Source organism: Streptomyces sp. NPDC051662, from assembly GCF_040681655.1.
Lineage (GTDB): Bacteria > Actinomycetota > Actinomycetes > Streptomycetales > Streptomycetaceae > Streptomyces.
Map to the genome: position 1 here is coordinate 197,238 of NZ_JBFAZD010000009.1, position 17,558 is coordinate 214,795.

General features: G+C 69.4%; 14 protein-coding genes and 5 tRNA genes. 12 read left to right on the forward strand and 7 right to left on the reverse strand.

Features of this window, described 5'->3' with window-relative positions:
- Positions 1–6 precede the first annotated feature (6 nt).
- The 6 genes from AB0M67_RS17430 to AB0M67_RS17455 form a co-directional block, all read right to left on the reverse strand.
- A complete protein-coding gene (locus AB0M67_RS17430) occupies positions 7–420 on the reverse strand; it encodes a roadblock/LC7 domain-containing protein (RefSeq protein WP_010984131.1) in 414 nt (137 codons plus the stop codon).
- A 10-nt stretch (positions 421–430) separates the two neighbouring features.
- Positions 431–3,751, reverse strand: coding sequence for a nitrate- and nitrite sensing domain-containing protein (locus AB0M67_RS17435; protein WP_365746242.1), 3,321 nt, complete (start codon positions 3,749–3,751; stop codon positions 431–433).
- A 339-nt stretch (positions 3,752–4,090) separates the two neighbouring features.
- The gene (locus AB0M67_RS17440) at positions 4,091–4,672 is read right to left on the reverse strand and encodes an ATP/GTP-binding protein (protein ID WP_189282429.1); all 582 of its coding nucleotides are present in this window, start codon (positions 4,670–4,672) and stop codon (positions 4,091–4,093) included.
- Positions 4,653–5,060, reverse strand: coding sequence for a DUF742 domain-containing protein (locus AB0M67_RS17445; protein WP_030351795.1), 408 nt, complete (start codon positions 5,058–5,060; stop codon positions 4,653–4,655). The genes AB0M67_RS17440 and AB0M67_RS17445 overlap by 20 nt, the downstream gene beginning before the upstream one ends.
- Positions 5,061–5,167: 107 nt before the next feature.
- On the reverse strand, positions 5,168–5,581 hold the full coding sequence (locus tag AB0M67_RS17450) for a roadblock/LC7 domain-containing protein (RefSeq protein ID WP_030351794.1): 414 nt from the start codon (positions 5,579–5,581) through the stop codon (positions 5,168–5,170).
- Between the two features lie 9 nt (positions 5,582–5,590).
- Positions 5,591–9,460, reverse strand: coding sequence for a nitrate- and nitrite sensing domain-containing protein (locus AB0M67_RS17455; RefSeq protein WP_365746243.1), 3,870 nt, complete (start codon positions 9,458–9,460; stop codon positions 5,591–5,593).
- Between the two features lie 576 nt (positions 9,461–10,036).
- On the opposite strand from AB0M67_RS17455, the gene AB0M67_RS17460 reads away from it, so the two are divergent.
- The 9 genes from AB0M67_RS17460 to AB0M67_RS17500 all read left to right on the forward strand — a co-directional run bounded on the left by AB0M67_RS17460 (position 10,037) and on the right by AB0M67_RS17500 (position 13,956).
- Positions 10,037–10,213 carry a hypothetical protein gene (locus AB0M67_RS17460; RefSeq protein ID WP_365746244.1) on the forward strand — a complete coding sequence of 59 codons (177 nt, stop codon included), beginning with the start codon at positions 10,037–10,039 and terminating at the stop codon, positions 10,211–10,213.
- A gap of 131 nt (positions 10,214–10,344) precedes the next feature.
- Positions 10,345–11,130, forward strand: a complete 786-nt coding sequence (locus AB0M67_RS17465) for a fumarylacetoacetate hydrolase family protein (RefSeq protein ID WP_365746245.1) — start codon at positions 10,345–10,347, stop codon at positions 11,128–11,130.
- Positions 11,123–12,595 (forward strand): glutamate--tRNA ligase, encoded by a 1,473-nt coding sequence (gene gltX, locus AB0M67_RS17470; protein WP_365746246.1) that lies wholly within the window; start codon positions 11,123–11,125, stop codon positions 12,593–12,595. Before AB0M67_RS17465 ends, gltX begins: the two co-directional genes overlap by 8 nt.
- A gap of 78 nt (positions 12,596–12,673) precedes the next feature.
- The gene (locus tag AB0M67_RS17475; RefSeq protein WP_365746248.1) at positions 12,674–13,393 is read left to right on the forward strand and encodes an HAD family hydrolase; all 720 of its coding nucleotides are present in this window, start codon (positions 12,674–12,676) and stop codon (positions 13,391–13,393) included.
- 87 nt (positions 13,394–13,480) lie between these two features.
- Positions 13,481–13,552, forward strand: a tRNA-Gln gene (locus AB0M67_RS17480).
- Between the two features lie 19 nt (positions 13,553–13,571).
- A tRNA-Glu gene (locus AB0M67_RS17485) sits at positions 13,572–13,644 on the forward strand.
- 61 nt (positions 13,645–13,705) lie between these two features.
- A tRNA-Glu gene (locus tag AB0M67_RS17490) sits at positions 13,706–13,778 on the forward strand.
- A gap of 17 nt (positions 13,779–13,795) precedes the next feature.
- Positions 13,796–13,867, forward strand: a tRNA-Gln gene (locus AB0M67_RS17495).
- Positions 13,868–13,883: 16 nt separating this feature from the next.
- Positions 13,884–13,956, forward strand: a tRNA-Glu gene (locus AB0M67_RS17500).
- 237 nt (positions 13,957–14,193) lie between these two features.
- On the opposite strand, the gene ndgR is transcribed toward AB0M67_RS17500, so the two are convergent.
- Entirely contained in the window at positions 14,194–14,910 is a 717-nt protein-coding gene (ndgR, locus tag AB0M67_RS17505; RefSeq protein WP_030351789.1) for an IclR family transcriptional regulator NdgR, read from the reverse strand.
- Positions 14,911–15,091: 181 nt separating this feature from the next.
- Between ndgR and leuC the strand changes: the two genes are divergently transcribed.
- From leuC to AB0M67_RS17520, 3 genes are all read left to right on the forward strand, one after another.
- Positions 15,092–16,531 carry a 3-isopropylmalate dehydratase large subunit gene (gene leuC, locus AB0M67_RS17510; protein WP_365746250.1) on the forward strand — a complete coding sequence of 480 codons (1,440 nt, stop codon included), beginning with the start codon at positions 15,092–15,094 and terminating at the stop codon, positions 16,529–16,531.
- A 2-nt stretch (positions 16,532–16,533) separates the two neighbouring features.
- The gene (gene leuD / locus AB0M67_RS17515; RefSeq protein WP_365746251.1) at positions 16,534–17,142 is read left to right on the forward strand and encodes a 3-isopropylmalate dehydratase small subunit; all 609 of its coding nucleotides are present in this window, start codon (positions 16,534–16,536) and stop codon (positions 17,140–17,142) included.
- A gap of 104 nt (positions 17,143–17,246) precedes the next feature.
- Positions 17,247–17,474, forward strand: a complete 228-nt coding sequence (locus AB0M67_RS17520) for a hypothetical protein (RefSeq protein WP_249953757.1) — start codon at positions 17,247–17,249, stop codon at positions 17,472–17,474.
- The last annotated feature ends 84 nt before the right edge of the window (positions 17,475–17,558 follow it).

Here is a 17,558-nt window from a genome sequence, read left to right on the forward strand (position 1 = left end):
TGTCTGTCAGTTGAGCAGACTTCCCTGGAGCTCGGCGCGGAGGTCCGGGGTGAGGACCGTGCCCGCGCGGTCGACCAGCAGCGCCATCTCGTAACCCACCAGGCCGATATCGGCCTCCGGGTGGGCGAGGACGGCCAGTGAGGAACCGTCCGAGATGGACATCAGGAAGAGGAAGCCGCGCTCCATCTCCACCACGGTCTGGTTGACGGCGCCCCCCTCGAAGATCCGGGAAGCCCCCGCGGTGAGCGAGGTCAGACCGGACGCCACGGCCGCGAGCTGATCGGCGCGGTCGCGGGGGAAACCTTCGGACATGGCCAGCAGGAGTCCGTCGGCGGAGACCACCACGGTGTGGGACACCCCAGGGGTGTTGTCCACAAAGTTGGTGATCAACCAGTTCAGATTCTGCGCCGCCTGGCTCATCGGGCTCACACTAACGCTCCTGGTTGTAGGTACTGCCCGAGCCGTAGCCCGGTCCGTTCGTGTCCGCTCCCGCGTTGCGTCCCCGCTGGACACCGCGTCGCAGGTTGCTCAACCTGCCACGAATGTCCTCCGGGGCGCGGGACACCTGGGTACCGCTCTGCGGGGTCTGCTCCGCCGCTCCCTCGACCAGATTGGCCTTGGGTACGCGGCGGGGGAGACCGGACGAGGTGACTCCGCCGGCTTTGGGCTCACGCAGCTTCTCGGCGCGCTGCCAGCGGTCGTCGTTCGCGGAACGCCAGTCCTCGGAGCCGGCCGCCTCGCTCCGGCCGCTTCCGCCGCCGTCGCCGCTCCCGCCACCGCTGACCGCGCTGTCGCCATCGCCGTGCCCGTTGCTCCGCGCGTTGCCCTGGCCGCCGCCCCCGCCGAGTAGCGGGGTTTCCGCCGGCCGGCCGGTCTGTCCTTCGTCCTGACCGGAGGGCCCCCGCTCCTGCGGTTGCTGGCTGCTCCCCCGGCGCGGCAGACCCGCGTCCGTCAGCGCGTGGCTCGCGCTCGGGGACGGGCCCGGACGGTCGAAGCCTACGCGGTCCCCGGCCTTCTCGGGAGCGCCCCCGGCAGATTCCGCTTCGGTCCGCGACTCGGCTTCGTACGCGCCCTGGTAGCCGCTCTGAGCGGGCCACTCTTCCTGGTGGGGCTGGGCGCCGAAGGCGTTCTCATACGTTCCCCCGGGGCTCTGCGGAGGCTGGTACGACGCCTCCGTATAACCCTGCTGTCCCTGGTACGCGTCGGGCGCGCGGTACTCCTCGTAGCCGCCGCCCTGGTACGCCGTCCCGCTCTCCTCCGGCCGCGCCGCGAAACCGGCGTCGTACGACGCCTGCTGGGGCGTGTACCGGCCGTCGACCTCGTCGCGGTACTGGCCGTCGACCTGGTCGGTGTAGAGCGGCTGCGCGGCGTTCTGCGTACCGCCCAGCGCGGCCCGCCGCTCGTCGCGCCGCAGGTTGCGGTTGACGGGGTCCAGCGACCGGGAGTCGCCCGCCGCCGGCTGCTGCTCGTCGTAGCGGGAGTCGTCGAAGCCCAGATCGGCGGCGGTCAGCATCGGAGCGGTCGGGAAGACCTGCTCCTGAAGCGGCGCCGTCGGCTGGTCGGGGATGATCTGCGAGACGGTGAAGTCGTCGGGTGCGGCGGGTTCGCCGCCACCGCCGCCGTGGGTGATCGCGTCGGGGAGCATGACCAGCGAGGTCGTTCCCGCCTGTTCGCCCGAGGGGCGCAACTGGACGCGGATACCGTGCCGGTCGGCGAGCCGGCCGACCACGAAGAGCCCCATGCGCTGGGAGACGGCGGCGTCCACGGTCGGCGGGTTGGCCAGCTTGTGGTTGATGTCCGCGAAGTCCTCGGCGGTCAGGCCGATGCCCTTGTCGTGGATCTCGATCATCACGCGGCCGTCGGGCAGCCGGGTCGCGGTGACCCGCACCTTGGTCTGGGGCGAGGAGAACGTGGTGGCGTTCTCCAGCAGCTCCGCCAGCAGATGCACGAGGTCGGTCACGGACTGGCCGTGGATCTCGGTCTCGGGTACGCCGGACAGCTCGATGCGCTCGTACGACTCCACCTCGGAGGAGGCGGCGCGGAGCACGTCCACCAGCGGCACCGGCTGGTTCCAGCGGCGGCCGGGCTCCTCACCGGCGAGGACGAGCAGGTTCTCGCCGTTGCGCCGCATACGGGTCGCCAGATGGTCCAGCTTGAAGAGGTTCTCCAGCTGGTCCGGGTCGCCCTCGTTGTTCTCCAGATCGGAGATCAGGGACAACTGGCCCTCGATCAGCGACTGGTTGCGGCGCGAGAGGTTGGTGAAGATCGCGTTGACGTTGCCGCGGAGCATCGCCTGCTCGGCCGCGAGCCTGACCGCCTCACGGTGGACCTGGTCGAAGGCGCGGGCGACCTCACCGATCTCGTCGCGCGAATCGATCGGGATGGGCTGGACCCGGGTGTCGACCCGGCCGGGCTCGGCCCGGGAGAGCTGGTCGACCAGCATCGGCAGCCGCTGCTCGGCGATCCCGAACGCGGCCGTACGCAGCGAGCGCATCGACCGGCTCATCTGCCGGGCCATCATGCCCGCCAGGATGAACGCGGCCAGCAGCGCGAGGACCACGACGGCGCCGTTGATGATGGCGTCGTTCCTGGCGTTGTCCGAGATCTGGGCGGCGTCGGCGACGGCTTTGTCGACGAGCTCCTTCTCGATCACCGCGTAGCCGTCGAATGTGGCGGTGGAGGCGGCCATCCAGGTCTCGGGCGTGACCCCGCGCGCCGCGAGCTGCTCGGGGCTGTCCCCGGTGGCGATGGCCGCCACCATGCCGTCCAGGACCGAACCGTCCTTGCTCGGCGGCGCCTTGAAGTCCTGGCCGGCGGCCATGGCCTGCTGCTGCGCGGTGGCGAGCTTGCGCGCCCCGGCCGCCGCCTGCTCCCTCATCACGTCCTGGAGCCTGACGGTGTCCTCGGCGGTGCCGCCGGAGACGTACTCGGCGACGGCGATGTCCTCCAGATACGCGTACGAGGAGAACGCGATCGACTGGCCTTCCCTGACGTCGTCCTTCTGGCTCGGCCGCACCAGCAGATGCATCCCGATGGAGCGCTGGAGCGACCCGGCGGCCTTGGCGAGCTGGACCGCGTAGACGGTACGGCCGTAGCTGGTGATGTTGCCGGTCCCGAGCCCCAGTTCGTTGGCGAACTCCATGAGGGAGTGCTGCACCAGCACATAGCCCTCCTCGGTCGCCACGGGCCCGCCGTTGTCGCCGTTCTTGTCCGGGGTCTCGACGCCCGCGGTGTACGCGGTCTTCCGGATGTTCTCCAGCTTGGGCTCTTCGCCGCGGAACAGGCCGAGCCGGCGCTCAAGACCCTGCTTGGCCGGCATGTCCCGCACCGCCACGTCGAACTTCCTCTTCGCGGCGTCCGTGGCCGCGCGGGCCTGGACGACGCTCGGGGCGTCACGCTTGTTGGTGAGCAGCGGCTGCGCGGTGAGGTCGCGCTCATTGAGCAGTGCCTGGCCGTACTCCGAGGCGGCCCGTACGACGAGTGCCGTCTTCTCGGCGTCCTGTGCTTCCTGCCAGGTGTCGACGGCCCCCTTGACCTGGAAGCCGCCCATCACAAGGCCCACCAGCACCGGGACGAGCAGAATGGCGTTCAGCCGCGTGGGCACGCGCCAGTTGCGCGGCGAGAACCGGCTGGAGCTGCCCGCCACCGGCGGTGAGCCGGTCGCGACCGCAGGCGGCACCGCAGCGCGCGGCGGCGGGGTGAAGTTGCCCCGCGCCTGCTGCTCCGCGGAGCTCGTCTTGCTTCGCCTCACTCGACCAACAACCTCTCGGCGTCGGCACCTACGTTTGTGCCGTGTTCTGTTCAGGGCCGTACTACTCGGGAGTTGTCGAATTCCAGCACGGGGAAGGGTCCCATTCCAAACAGCAGGAATCAGCCATTCCGAGTGGTACAAGCCTCACATAAAACGGGCATAAAGAGCGAGCCCCGTCAAAAGGCGGGGCTGATGTGAGCGCAGCGGCACCGGATGAGTGCGTCGGGTGTCCGGAGACCGTGAATTCTCTGTCGAAATGTTATGAACATGGAGGCGGGCCGTGTCGAAGGACATAGCCCGCCTCTTGCGTTCCCTACGCCAACTACCGTAGTCGGCCGTCTACTTGAGTCGGGCCATGAGGGCGTGTTCGACAAGGGTGATGAGTCCGCTTTTGGCGTCGGCGCGGTGGCGGGCGTCGGTGGTGATGATGGGGGTGTCGGGGCCGATCTGGAGTGCTTCGCGTACTTCGTCGGGGGTGTAGGGCTGGTGTCCGTCGAAGCCGTTGAGGGCGATGACGAAGGGGAGTCCTGAGTTTTCGAAGTAGTCGACGGCGGGGAAGCAGTCGGCGAGGCGGCGGGTGTCGACGAGGACGACGGCGCCGATGGCGCCGCGGACGAGGTCGTCCCACATGAACCAGAAGCGGTCCTGTCCTGGGGTGCCGAAGAGGTACAGGATGAGGTCTTGGTCGAGGGTGATGCGGCCGAAGTCCATGGCCACGGTGGTGGTGGTCTTGTCTCCGGTGTGGGTGAGGTCGTCGATGCCCGCGGAGGCGCTGGTCATGACGGCTTCGGTACGCAGCGGGTTGATCTCCGAGACGGCGCCGACGAACGTGGTCTTGCCCACGCCGAAGCCGCCCGCCACCACGATCTTCGCGCTGGTGGTCGACCGTGCCGCTCCGCCGCTAGAGCTTGCGAAGTCCACTGAGCACCCTTTCGAGCAGTGTCACATCCGGCGTGCCGCCGGCCTCTCCGTTTCCCGGCTGGTGGATCGCGACCATGCCCGCTTCCGCCAGGTCGGCCACGAGAATGCGCGCGACGCCCAGCGGCATCGTCAGCAGCGCCGACACCTCGGCCACCGACTTGACCTCACGGCACAGGTGGCAGATTCGCTGGTGCTCGGGGAGCAGGGTGGCGAGATGCGCCGGGTCTGCCGTCGTACTGACCAGCGCCTCGATGGCGAGCTGGTACCGCGGCCTGGTCCGGCCGCCGGTCATGGCGTACGGACGTACCAGCGGCTGATCGCCTTCAGGACCGTACGACGCGTCGACCGAGGCGCCGTACGGATCGTGAGAGGCGGGTGGCGGGGTCATGAATCCTCCGGGCGTGACAGCAGGATGTCTGCGTGCCGTCTGACTTGGCCGGTGGGGGGCCGGTTGGGCGGCCTGACGGTATGGGGCTTGGGCGGTCCTCGGGAGCCTCAGTGCAACAGACTTCCCTGGAGCTCGGCGCGCAGGTCCGGAGTGAGGACCGTACCGGCGCGATCGACCAGGAGGGCCATTTCGTACCCCACCAGACCGATGTCGCACTCGGGGTGCGCGAGCACGGCCAGGGAGGAACCGTCGGAGACGGACATGAGGAAGAGGAAGCCGCGCTCCATCTCCACCACGGTCTGGTTGACCGGGCCGCCTTCGAAGATCCGGGAAGCCCCCGCGGTGAGCGAGGTCAGACCGGACGCCACGGCCGCGAGCTGATCGGCGCGGTCGCGGGGGAAGCCCTCGGACATGGCCAGCAGAAGTCCGTCGGCGGAGACCACGACCGTGTGGGACACCCCAGGGGTGTTGTCCACGAAGTTGGTGATCAACCAGTTCAGATTCTGCGCAGCCTGACTCATCGGACTCAACTAACGCTCCTGCTGGTGAGAGGTGCCGAGGTTGAAGCCGTTGTTCGCCGGGCCGGTGTTGCCCGCCTGACGACCCTGCTGGATACCCCGACGGAGATTGGTCAGCCGACCGCGTACGTCGGCCGGCGCACGCGAGACCTGCGGACCGGCCTGGTTGTTCTGTTCCTGCGCGGTCCCCGGCACCAGATTGGCACGCGGGACCCGGCGGGGCAGACCTGAGGTGGTGATGCCGCCGGCCTGGGGCTTTTTGACCCGCTCGGCCTGGCGTACCAGCTCGTCGTTGGGCGACGTACGCCAGGAGGAAGTGACGCCGACGCCATGGTCGCCGGAACCGTTCGTCCCCGAGGCGCCGAAACCGGAACCATTCGTACCGGACGGCTGGAAACCGGAGCCGTTGGTGCCCTGACCGCCCGGCCCCGAACCGTTGGCGGGCTCGCGCCGCGGCATCGGTTCGCGCTGCTGCGCGGGCGGCATGGGAGAGCGCTCGGCAGGACCGCGGTCCTGCGGCTGCTGCCCGCCACCCTGCTGAGCGCCATGGAACCAGTTGGTCTCCAGGGTGTCGTACAGCGGGGTACGGCCATCACCGGGACCGGCCGGGGGCAGCGCCTCCGGCTGTGGCTGCGGCGGCAGGCTCGGCGGGCGGTAGCCGCCCTCGGAACCGGGTGCCGGAGCCGGCGCCGGCGGCCGTGGCGCGTTGAAGCCCTGCTGCGGAGCGCTGTACTCCGACGGCGGGTACTGCGCCGACGGGTACTCCGCCTGCGGGCGGAAGTCGGACTGCGCGTTCTGGCCCTGCGGTACGCCGTACTCCCCGGAGCCGTAGCCCGCCGGGGCCGGCGCGTTGAAGTCCGGACGGGGGAACGCCGCCGTGGACGCCGCGTCCTGGGGGCCACCGCGCTGCGCCGGATTCTGGTCGGGCCGGGGCCCGTTGAAGTCCGGCCGCTGGAACTCCGCGGTGGCACCCGGGCCCTGCTGCTCGGCCGTCGGCCGCGCGAACTGGCCCGCGGACTCGTGCTCCTCGTGTCCGCGCGGGGTGTCCAGCGAGGCACGCGGCGGGGCGGCCTGCTGCTCGCTGCCCCAACTCGTCGTCTGCGGGCGCTGGGCCGGGGACCCCGGATTGCCGCCGGGCAGTTCGGCGCGCGGTCCGCCGGGCGGCGGGAGCTGCCGGCCGCGGTCGGGGGCGCCGCCCGGCTGACCCTGCTGGAAGGCGTTCTGGGCGTGGCCGCTGAAGCCGTTCTGACCGCCCTGGCCGGCCCGGACCCCTTGGTCCTGCCTGCTGTTGGGGCCGCTCTGCGCGCCGGGACGGTCCTCCGTACGGCCCTGTCCCTGGCCCTGTCCGCCCGGCCCTTGTCCCTGACCACCCTGGCCGGGACCGTTCTGGGGCGGTGCGCCGAAGGCGTTCTGGCTGAAGACACTGGGCTGACCCGAAGGCTGACCGGAACCCTGGCGCTGCGGATCGCGCGATCCACCGCCCTGAGCGCCGCCCTGAGTTCCGTCGCGGGACGGCAGCGCGGCGCGCGGTCCCGTACCGGCGCCGACCTGGCCGCGCGGCGCACCCGCGCCGAGCAGCCCGCCGCCGGTCGCGGCACCGGCACCGGGGCGGCCACCGGGAGCACCGGTCAACTGGCCGCCCGTACCGGCCGGAGCCTGGCCCGCGCCGTTCTGGCCACCGGGAGCGACCCCCGCGCCCGGCCGGCCGACCTGGCCCTTCTTGCCGCCATGGGCGACATCGACCGGCAGCATGACCAGCGCGGTCGTGCCGCCCGAGTCGGAGGGGCGCAGCTGGATCCGGATGCCGTGACGCAGGGAGAGCCGGCCGACCACGAACAGACCCATGCGGCGCGAGACCGAGACATCCACGGTGGGCGGCGAGGCGAGCCGCTCGTTGATCGCCGCGAGGTCCTCGGGCGAGAGGCCGATACCGGTGTCGTGGATCTCGACGAGCACCCGCCCGTCGGGCAGCGCGTGACCGGTGACCCGGACCTTCGTCTGCGGGCTGGAGAACGATGTGGCGTTCTCCAGCAGCTCGGCGAGGAGGTGCACGAGGTCGTTGACGACCCGGCCGGCGACCTCGGAGGTGGGAACGGAGGACAGTTCGATGCGCTCGTACTGCTCCACCTCGGAGGCGGCGGCACGGAGCACGTCGACCAGCGGGACGGGGCGGGTCCAGCGGCGGCCCGGCTCCTCGCCCGCGAGGACGAGGAGGTTCTCGCCGTTACGGCGCATACGGGTCGCGAGGTGGTCGAGCTTGAAGAGCGAGGAGAGCTGGTCCGGGTCGGCCTCGCGGGACTCCAGCTCGGAGATGAGGGAGAGCTGGCGCTGGATGAGGCCCTGGCTGCGACGCGAGAGGTTGGTGAACATCGCGTTGACGTTGCCTCGCAGAAGGGCCTGCTCGGCGGCGAGCCTGACCGCCTCGCGGTGCACGTCGTCGAAGGCCGCGGCGACCTTTCCGATCTCGTCCTTGGAGTGCACACCGACCGACTCGACCGAGGTGTCGACATCCTGCGGGTCCGAGTCGGAGAGCTGCTTGACCAGCTCGGGCAGCCGTTCCTGGGCGACCCGCGTCGCGGTGTCCTGGAGCCGGCGCAGCGAGCGGATCATGGAGCGGGCCACCACGAAGGCGCCGACCAGCGAGACCCCGAGCACCAGCAGGATCACGGCGGCGTTGATGATCGCGTCCTGCTGCGAACTGGAGCGCAGCTCGCGGGCCTTGCCCTCCATCTCGCCCAGCAGCGTGGCCTCGATGGTCTTCATCGCGTCGATCCGCGTAGAAGCCTGGTCCGTCCAGTCCAGATACGAGCGGTTGGGCTGCGCCTGGAGTCCGTCGGTGTTGCCGAGGACGCGGTCCGCGTACTTCTCGGACGCCTGGATCTCCGGGTTGCCCTGGCCGTTGAGCGGAGCCATCAGCTCTTCGGCGTCGCCGCCCATCGACTCGTACAGCCGGCTGAAGGAGGTGAGGGCGTTCTTCTCCTTGGTCGCCGCGGCCAGACCGTAGAGACGGTCGTTCTCGGTGAGCTTGCCCTTGGTCTTCGGGTTGGCCGGCAGCGCGGCGGCGATGATCGCGCGCTGGATGGACGCGTACTCCTTGGCGGACGAGAACGCGGCCAGCGCGCGGGTCCGCTTGATCATGTCCGGGTTGCTGGTCGCCTGCGCCATGTCCTGCGAGAGGCTCAGCAGCGAGTCGATCAGTCCGCTGTACGCGTCGACCGTCAGCGATTGCGCGTCCGACGTGTAGGCGCCCTCGCGGATCTCGCTGATCTTGTTGACCTGGGTGGCGATCTGGTTGACGTTGGAGCGGATGCTCTCCAGGGCCTGGTCGCCGTCGGTGTTCCCGATGTCGACCGTGGCACCGAGGAACGCCTTCTTCGCGCGGTCGGTCGCCGTACGGCGGTCCTGGACCTTGAAGTCCTTGGGGTTGACGCCGTTGTTGAGCGGACCCGCCGACTCGTCACGCTCCAACTGGAGCGCGGCGGCCAGGCTGGTCGCCTCCTTGGTCATCTTGGTGAGCAGCTGCATGTGCTCCAGCTGCTGCATGTCGTTCAGCGACTCGTTGATCCGGAGCCCACCCAGGGTGGTGGCCGCGACCACGGGGAGGGTGAGGAGCGCCACCAGGCGCGTACTGATACGCCAGTTGCGCAGCGCTATTCGTGACCCCGCGTCAGTCGGCGCCGCCGCCTTGGGCGCTGACTGGGGCGTGACCGGGGACCCGGCGCCGCCCGGAGCCGTCCCGGGGCGTCCGGCACGGCCGCCGGTCTCTCCCGACGGTGCCGGGCCCGGGTTCTGGGTGTGCTGGGGCGAGGAGCCGCGGTCGGTTCCGCCACGGGACTCCTGCTCCGCCGCAGCGCTGCTATCCCTCTTGAAACGTCCCTGCACTAGCGTCGCAACCTCTGGACCAGGCGTCCCCCCGCGAACGGCGGGACGGTGTCGGCGTCGTGGGGCGCTGAGCGCTCCCCATGGTGGTCGTGAGTGACCGGCGCTTGCTCCCCTTCCCCACCGCCACTCGGCGCTGCGTTGCGCCCTTGCGCGCCGGTACTTGAAACCCGCGGCGGTGGGGGGAATTCCAGCACAGTGCAGGATCTCCAACAAGGGCAGACGGGGGCCCTGTGACGTGAATGACACGGTGTGAGCGGCGCATCACAAGCCGTAGAAAGGGTTCGCGGAGGAAAGGGACTTTTATTGACGAGCTCCTTACGGGTGGGGGGTGTCCCAGTCCTCATGATCAGGAGCGGAATGTAACGTTCAGTAACGCATTGTCCGTTTCTTCGATCATCGAACCCTGCCCGTAATGCGGGAAATGCCCGGCGAGTCGTGAGCAAACTCACACGGTGATCGCCGGTGGAACCCAGCTCCGGCGGGGAATCGGGTGTTTAGCCTGACGCTTTACAGGGATGGCATATCCGACAAGTGGCGCCCCGGCGCCCGTACTACCGACAGGGTCTGACAGCAGAGATGAAGACGACGATGATCTTCCGCACCACCGCCAACCCCCGGCGCACCACGCTGGCGCATCTGAAGGACGCCGAGGAACTGGTCCCCGTGGAGCACCCGGAGCACTCTGTCGAGCTGCCGAACCGGACCGCCAACCCCCGCCGTACGACTCTCATGGACGCGCCGGCCGCCCAGTAGGTTCCCGCCGGCCAGGCCCTCACCCCTCCCACGTGGCTCAGGTGCGAGGGCGGCACCGCGTGCCGCCGCCGCGCTAGCCTGGAGCGTCAGTCTCCAGACCAGCCAGCAAGAGTGAGGGGCGACAGCTACCCGTGCGCATCGCCAGATTCTCCATCGACGGCAATGTCGCCTTCGGCGCGGTCGAGGGCGACGGCACCGGCGACCCCGCCGGCCTCGTCCTCGACATCATCAAGGGCATTCCGTACGCCGACTTCGAGCTCTCCGGTACCAAGGTCCCGCTGAGCAAGGTCCGCCTCCTGCCGCCCGTGATCGGCAACAAGATCCTGGGCATCGGCCGCAACTACGCCGATCACGCGGCCGAACTGGGCAACGCCGTACCGGAAGTCCCGGTCGTCTTCCTCAAGCCGACCACCGCGCTGATCGGAACCGGCGACGCCATCGAGTACCCCTCCTTCTCCCAGGAGGTCCACTACGAGGCCGAACTCGCCGTCGTCATCGGCCGGATGTGCCGTGAGGTCCCGCGCGAGCGCGTGAAGGACGTCATCTTCGGCTACACCTGTGCCAACGACGTCACGGCCCGTGACGCCCAGCGCAGCGAGAACCAGTGGTCCCGCGCCAAGGGCTTCGACACCTCGTGCCCGCTCGGCCCCTGGGTGGAGACCGACCTCGACCCCTCCGACCTCACCCTCCAGTGCACGGTCAACGGCGAGCAGCGCCAACTGGGCCGGACGAGCGACATGATCCGCTCCATCGAGGACGTGATCGTCCACATCACCGAGGCCATGACGCTGCTCCCGGGCGATGTCATCCTCACGGGCACCCCCGCCGGGGTCGGCCCCCTCAGCGTCGGCGACGAGGTCGCCGTCACCATCGAAGGCATCGGCACTCTCACCAACAAGGTGATCAAGCGTGGCTAACGGACCCGTCCGTGTACGTTTCTGTCCCTCGCCGACCGGCAACCCCCATGTGGGACTGGTCCGCACCGCCCTGTTCAACTGGGCGTTCGCCCGGCACAGCGGCGGCACCATGGTCTTCCGCATCGAGGACACCGACGCGGCGCGCGACTCCGAGGAGTCGTACGAGCAGCTGCTCGACTCGATGCGCTGGCTGGGGCTCGACTGGGACGAGGGCCCCGAGATCGGTGGTCCGCACGCGCCGTACCGCCAGTCGCAGCGGATGGACCTCTACCGCGACGCCGCGGAGAAGCTGCTCGCCGCGGGCCACGCGTACCACTGCTACTGCACCACCGAGGAGCTGGACGCGCGCCGCGAGGCGGCCCGCGCGGCCGGCCGGCCCTCGGGGTACGACGGCCACTGCCGGGATCTGACCGCGGAGCGGAAGGCGGCGTACGAGGCCGAGGGCCGGACCTCCATCGTCCGCTTCCGGATGCCCGACGAGCCGATCACCTTCACGGACCTGGTCCGCGGCGAGCTGACCTTCACCCCGGAGAACGTTCCGGACTACGGCATCGTGCGCGCCAACGGCGCCCCGCTCTACACGCTCGTCAACCCGGTCGACGACGCGCTGATGGAGATCACCCACGTTCTGCGCGGCGAGGACCTGCTCTCCTCCACTCCGCGCCAGGTCGCGCTCTACAAGGCGCTGATCGAGCTGGGTATCGCGAAGGAGATCCCGGCGTTCGGGCACCTCCCGTACGTCATGGGCGAGGGCAACAAGAAGCTCTCCAAGCGCGACCCGCAGGCGTCCCTCAACCTCTACCGCGAGCGCGGCTTCCTGCCCGAGGGGCTGCTCAACTACCTCTCGCTGCTGGGCTGGTCGCTCGCCGCGGACCGCGACATCTTCTCGATGGAGGAGATGGTCGCCGCGTTCGACATCGCGGACGTCAACGCCAATCCGGCCCGCTTCGACCTGAAGAAGGCCGAGGCGATCAACGCCGACCACATCCGGCTGCTGGACGTGAAGACGTTCATCGAGGCGTGCGGCCCCTGGCTGAAGGCCCCGCACGCGCCCTGGGCACCGGAGTCCTTCGACGCCACGGCCTTCGAGACGCTGGCCCCGCTGGCACAGACCCGGGTCACGGTCCTCTCGGACATCACCGCCAATGTCGACTTCCTCTTCCTCGACGCACCGGTGGAGGACGAGGCGTCCTGGACGAAGGCGATGAAGCCGGGCGCGGACGCGCTGCTGGCCACGGCCCGTACGAAGATCGCCGAGGCGGAGTGGAACGCCGAGGCGCTCAAGAACGCGGTGCTCGCGGCGGGCGAGGAGCACGGCCTCAAGCTGGGCAAGGCCCAGGCCCCGGTCCGTGTCGCGGTCACGGGCCGCACGGTGGGCCTGCCGCTCTTCGAGTCCCTGGAGATCCTGGGCCGCGAGCGCACCCTGTCCCGGATCGACACGGCGCTGGCGAAGCTGACGTCCTGAGAGCGGGCGGGGTCCGGGGGCGGGTGGATCGCCCCGGAACCCCGGCCGGGGGAGCCGTCGCGGGGTACCGTCGGGGTTATGCCGATACGTGCCGTCCTCTGGGACATCGACGACACCCTCTTCGACTACACCAGCGCGGACCGCGTCGGCATGCGAAGCCATCTCGCGGCCGAGGGCCTGGCCGACCGATTTCCCACGGTCGACCGGGCCCTCGGGCGTTGGCGGGAGATCACCGATCTGAACTGGGACCGGTTCGCCGCGGGGGAGACGGACTTCCAGGGGCAGCGGCGCGACCGCGTGCGGATGTTCCTCGGGGCGGAGCTGAGCGACGCGGAGGCGGACGCCTGGTTCGAGCGGTACATCGTTCACTTCGAGTCCGCCTGGTCGCTGTTCCCCGACAGCCTCCCTGTGCTCGACGGGCTGGCCGCCGACTACCGGCAGGCCGTCCTGTCCAACTCCAGCATCCACAACCAGGACCGAAAGCTCCGCGTCCTGGGGGTACGGGATCACTTCGAGGCCGTGCTGTGCGCGGCCGAGCTGGGCGTCGCCAAGCCCGACGCCGCCGCCTTCCACGCCGCTTGTGACGCGCTGGCGCTGGACCCCCGGGAGGTGGCCTACGTGGGCAATGAACCGGACATCGACGCGGGCGGCGCGGTGGCCGCGGGGCTCGCCGGGGTCTGGCTGGACCGGGGCGGCGTCGGCGGGCGTCCCGAGCTGGTGCGGATCACCGATCTCGGCCAGCTTCCCGGCCTGCTGCGGGGCGATACCCGTTTTGGAGCGCTGTCCGCGATCGGGTAATGTTCTTCCTGCGCCGCCCAAGAAGACCGAAAGGTTCGACGGGGAGACGCAAGCCAGACAAACCCCCGCATGGGGGTTCAGTTTTGGTGGGCTATGGTGTAATTGGCAGCACGACGGTTTCTGGTTCCGTTAGTCTAGGTTCGAGTCCTGGTAGCCCAGCGCAGATGTTTTCTGCAACGCCCCCGTTGTGTAGCGGCCTAGCACGCTGCCCTCTCACGGCAGTAGCGCCGGTTCGAATCCGGTCGGGGGTACAGATCCTTCTCTCCGATGTCTTCGGGTCGCACCCGGATACGTCGATGCAGGATCGCTAGGGCCCCCGTTGTGTAGCGGCCTAGCACGCTGCCCTCTCACGGCAGTAGCGCCGGTTCGAATCCGGTCGGGGGTACTGGTCTAAACCACCTTTGGGCTATGGTGTAATTGGCAACACGACGGTTTCTGGTTCCGTTGTTCTAGGTTCGAGTCCTGGTAGCCCAGCTGGACTTCGGTCCATGCCCCCGTTGTGTAGCGGCCTAGCACGCTGCCCTCTCACGGCAGTAGCGCCGGTTCGAATCCGGTCGGGGGTACATCAGTAGTACGAGAAGGCCCTTCCGTTCGCGGGAGGGCCTTTCCGCTGTCCGTCGGCACTGTCACCACGCTGTCAACCGCCGCTGCCGAAGCGCCTGTTGGACTCCGTCGCCGCCACCCGCGACGGTGATACCGGCCCGGCCGCTGCGACGCTGGAGCGGCCTGCCGGTGGAAACGGACAGTGGGACGTGCGTAACGGTGGGTGCGGTGAGAGGGGCGAGGGAGAGGGGGCGGCATCAGCCGCTGCGGCGCAGAGCCTCGCTCAACCGGCCCGCCGCGTCTATCACGGCCTGGGCATGCATCCGGCCCGGGTGTCTGGTGAGCCGCTCGATCGGTCCGGATACCGAGACCGCCGCGACCACGCGGTTGGAGGGCCCCCGTACCGGCGCGGAGACCGAGGCCACGCCCGGCTCGCGCTCACCGATCGACTGGGCCCAGCCCCTGCGCCGTACGCCCGAGAGCGCCGTCGCCGTGAACCTGGCCCCCTGGAGGCCGCGGTGCAGCCGCTCGGGCTCCTCCCAGGCCATCAGGATCTGGGCCGAGGAGCCCGCCTTCATCGTGAGCGTGGAACCGACCGGGACCGTGTCCCGCAGTCCGGAGAGCCGCTCCGCCGCCGCCACGCATATCCGCATGTCACCCTGGCGCCGGTAGAGCTGCGCGCTCTCGCCGGTCATGTCCCGCAGATGTGTGAGTACGGGCCCGGCCGTGGCCAGCAGACGGTCCTCGCCGGCCGCGGCGGCCAGCTCGGCCAGCCGCGGGCCGAGAATGAACCGGCCCTGCATGTCCCTCGCCACCAGCCGGTGATGTTCCAGTGCCACGGCCAGTCTGTGTGCCGTGGGCCGTGCGAGCCCGGTCGCCGCGACCAGTCCGGCGAGGGTGGCCGGACCGGACTCCAGGGCGCTCAATACCAGAGCAGCCTTGTCGAGAACGCCGACGCCGCTAGAGTTGTCCATGAAACGATACTCGCGTCTCACTCTGTGAAACGCAAGTTCAATTTCCCAAGGAACTTGCCAACCTGTATGTACGGGCCCGCGGACCGACGGGTCTCCAGTCGACGTCCGGTGCGTGGGGAACGGACGTGGGCCCACATATCTCTAGGAGCGCCGGCTGTGAGAGCCGGTCGGAGGGAAAGCGATGGGTAGGACACTCGCGGAGAAGGTCTGGGACGATCATGTCGTCCGGCGCGCGGAGGGCGAGCCCGACCTTCTCTTCATCGATCTGCACCTGCTGCACGAGGTGACCAGCCCCCAGGCCTTCGACGGCCTCCGGATGAGCGACCGCAAGGTCCGGCGGCTCGACCTCACCATCGCGACCGAGGACCACAACACCCCGACCCTCGACATCGACAAGCCCATCGCCGACCCCGTCTCCCGTGTCCAGTTGGAGACGCTGCGCAAGAACTGCGCCGACTTCGGGGTACGGCTGCATCCGCTCGGCGATGTCGAGCAGGGCGTCGTCCATGTCGTGGGCCCGCAGCTGGGGCTCACCCAGCCCGGCACCACCGTGGTCTGCGGCGACAGCCACACCTCCACCCACGGCGCGTTCGGCGCGCTGGCGTTCGGCATCGGCACCAGCCAGGTCGAGCATGTCCTGGCCACCCAGACGCTGCCGCTGGCCCGTCCCAAGACCATGGCGATCACGATCGAGGGCGAACTGCCCGCCGAGGTCACCGCCAAGGACCTGATCCTCGCGATCATCGCCAGGATCGGCACCGGCGGCGGCCAGGGCTACATCCTCGAATACCGGGGCTCCGCCATCGAGAAACTCTCGATGGAAGCGCGGATGACCATCTGCAACATGTCCATCGAAGCCGGGGCCAGGGCGGGCATGATCGCCCCCGACGAGACCACCTTCGCCTATCTCAAGGGCCGCGACCACGCCCCCGAGGGCGCGGACTGGGACGCGGCGGTCGCCTACTGGCGGACCCTGCGCACCGACGACGACGCGGTCTTCGACGCCGAGGTCTTCATCGACGCCGCGGAGCTGGCCCCGTTCGTCACCTGGGGCACCAACCCCGGCCAGGGAGCTCCGCTCTCCGCGAGCGTCCCCGACCCGGCTTCGTACGAGGACGCCTCGGAGCGCCACGCCGCGGAAAAGGCCCTGGAATACATGGGGTTGACTGCCGGGCAGGCGCTGCGCGACATCAGGGTCGACACCGTCTTCGTAGGCTCCTGCACCAACGGCCGTATCGAGGACCTGCGCTCGGCCGCCTCGCTGCTCGAAGGCCGCAAAGTCGCCGACGGCGTACGGATGCTGGTGGTCCCCGGTTCGGTACGGGTCGCCCTCCAGGCCGTCGAGGAGGGCCTGGACAAGGTCTTCACCGCCGCGGGAGCCGAGTGGCGGCACGCGGGCTGCTCGATGTGTCTGGGCATGAACCCCGACCAACTCGCCCCCGGCGAGCGCTCCGCGTCCACCTCCAACCGCAACTTCGAGGGCCGGCAGGGCAAGGGCGGCCGTACCCACCTGGTCTCTCCCCAGGTCGCCGCCGCCACCGCCGTGCTGGGTCATCTGGCCTCGCCCGCCGATCTGTCCGACACCGATGCCGGCGCCCGTACGCCCGCTGGAGCGCGATAACCATGGAAGCCTTCACCACCCACACCGGCCGGGCCGTACCGCTGCGCCGCAGCAACGTGGACACCGACCAGATCATCCCCGCCCACTGGCTCAAGAAGGTCACCCGCGACGGCTTCGAGGACGGGCTCTTCGAGGCCTGGCGCAAGGACCCCGAGTTCGTCCTCAACCGCCCCGTGTACGCGGGGGCGACGGTGCTGGTCGCGGGACCGGACTTCGGTACCGGATCGTCCCGTGAACACGCCGTCTGGGCCCTGCAGAACTTCGGCTTCAAGGCCGTCATCTCGTCCCGGTTCGCCGATATCTTCCGCGGCAACTCGCTCAAGAACGGTCTGCTGACCGTGGTTCTTGAGCAGCCGGTCGTGGACGCCCTCTGGGCGATCGCGGAGAGCGACCCCACGACGGAGGTCGCCGTGGACCTGGAGCAGCGCCAGGTGCGGGCGACCTCCCCCGACGGAGCAACGCTGACGGCTGATTTCGAGCTTGACGAGAACGCCCGCTGGAGGTTGCTGAACGGGCTCGACGACATCAGTCTCACCCTTCAGAACGAAGCGGACATCGCCGCGTACGAGGCCGCCAGGCCGTCCTTCAAACCGCGCACAATTACCGCCTGAGCAGCGCTTTTCCCCTACTGCACCCCCTGCCTCCCGGCAGGGGGTGCAGTTGCTTGTTGAGCCCCCGTCGGGCGACAACTCGCCCCAGATGGCACAATCGGTGCATGGAACGCGACAGCCAACTCAAGCTCTACGGGTTAGTCGCCGAACAACTCAAAGAAGCGCACGCGAGGGTGCGTGCGCTGCAAGTCCCGGATGGCGTACGGATGGCGCTCTCCCGGAAGCTGCTGGTCATCACGGCCGCGGCGAAACATGACCTCCCGGATGCGGCACGTCGTCTGGACCGCTTGATGAAGGACCTGGACGAGGGTCGATTTCCGGAAGGCGACTGACCTCCGCGGATCTCCGCCAGGTCGACTTCGTTGCGGCACTAGGGTGATTAGCCCGTTTCGTGTTTGATTTGCGGTATATATCTG

Bases quoted from the DNA above. Each gene is read 5' to 3' on its own strand.
- AB0M67_RS17520 (WP_249953757.1), top strand. From the start codon at position 17,247: ATGGAACGCGACAGCCAACTCAAGCTCTACGGGTTAGTCGCCGAACAA.
- leuD (WP_365746251.1), top strand. From the start codon at position 16,534: ATGGAAGCCTTCACCACCCACACCGGCCGGGCCGTACCGCTGCGCCGC.
- AB0M67_RS17460 (WP_365746244.1), top strand. From the start codon at position 10,037: ATGAAGACGACGATGATCTTCCGCACCACCGCCAACCCCCGGCGCACC.
- leuC (WP_365746250.1), top strand. From the start codon at position 15,092: ATGGGTAGGACACTCGCGGAGAAGGTCTGGGACGATCATGTCGTCCGG.
- AB0M67_RS17475 (WP_365746248.1), top strand. From the start codon at position 12,674: ATGCCGATACGTGCCGTCCTCTGGGACATCGACGACACCCTCTTCGAC.
- ndgR (WP_030351789.1), bottom strand. From the start codon at position 14,910: ATGGACAACTCTAGCGGCGTCGGCGTTCTCGACAAGGCTGCTCTGGTA.
- AB0M67_RS17445 (WP_030351795.1), bottom strand. From the start codon at position 5,060: ATGACCCCGCCACCCGCCTCTCACGATCCGTACGGCGCCTCGGTCGAC.
- AB0M67_RS17450 (WP_030351794.1), bottom strand. From the start codon at position 5,581: ATGAGTCAGGCTGCGCAGAATCTGAACTGGTTGATCACCAACTTCGTG.
- AB0M67_RS17430 (WP_010984131.1), bottom strand. From the start codon at position 420: ATGAGCCAGGCGGCGCAGAATCTGAACTGGTTGATCACCAACTTTGTG.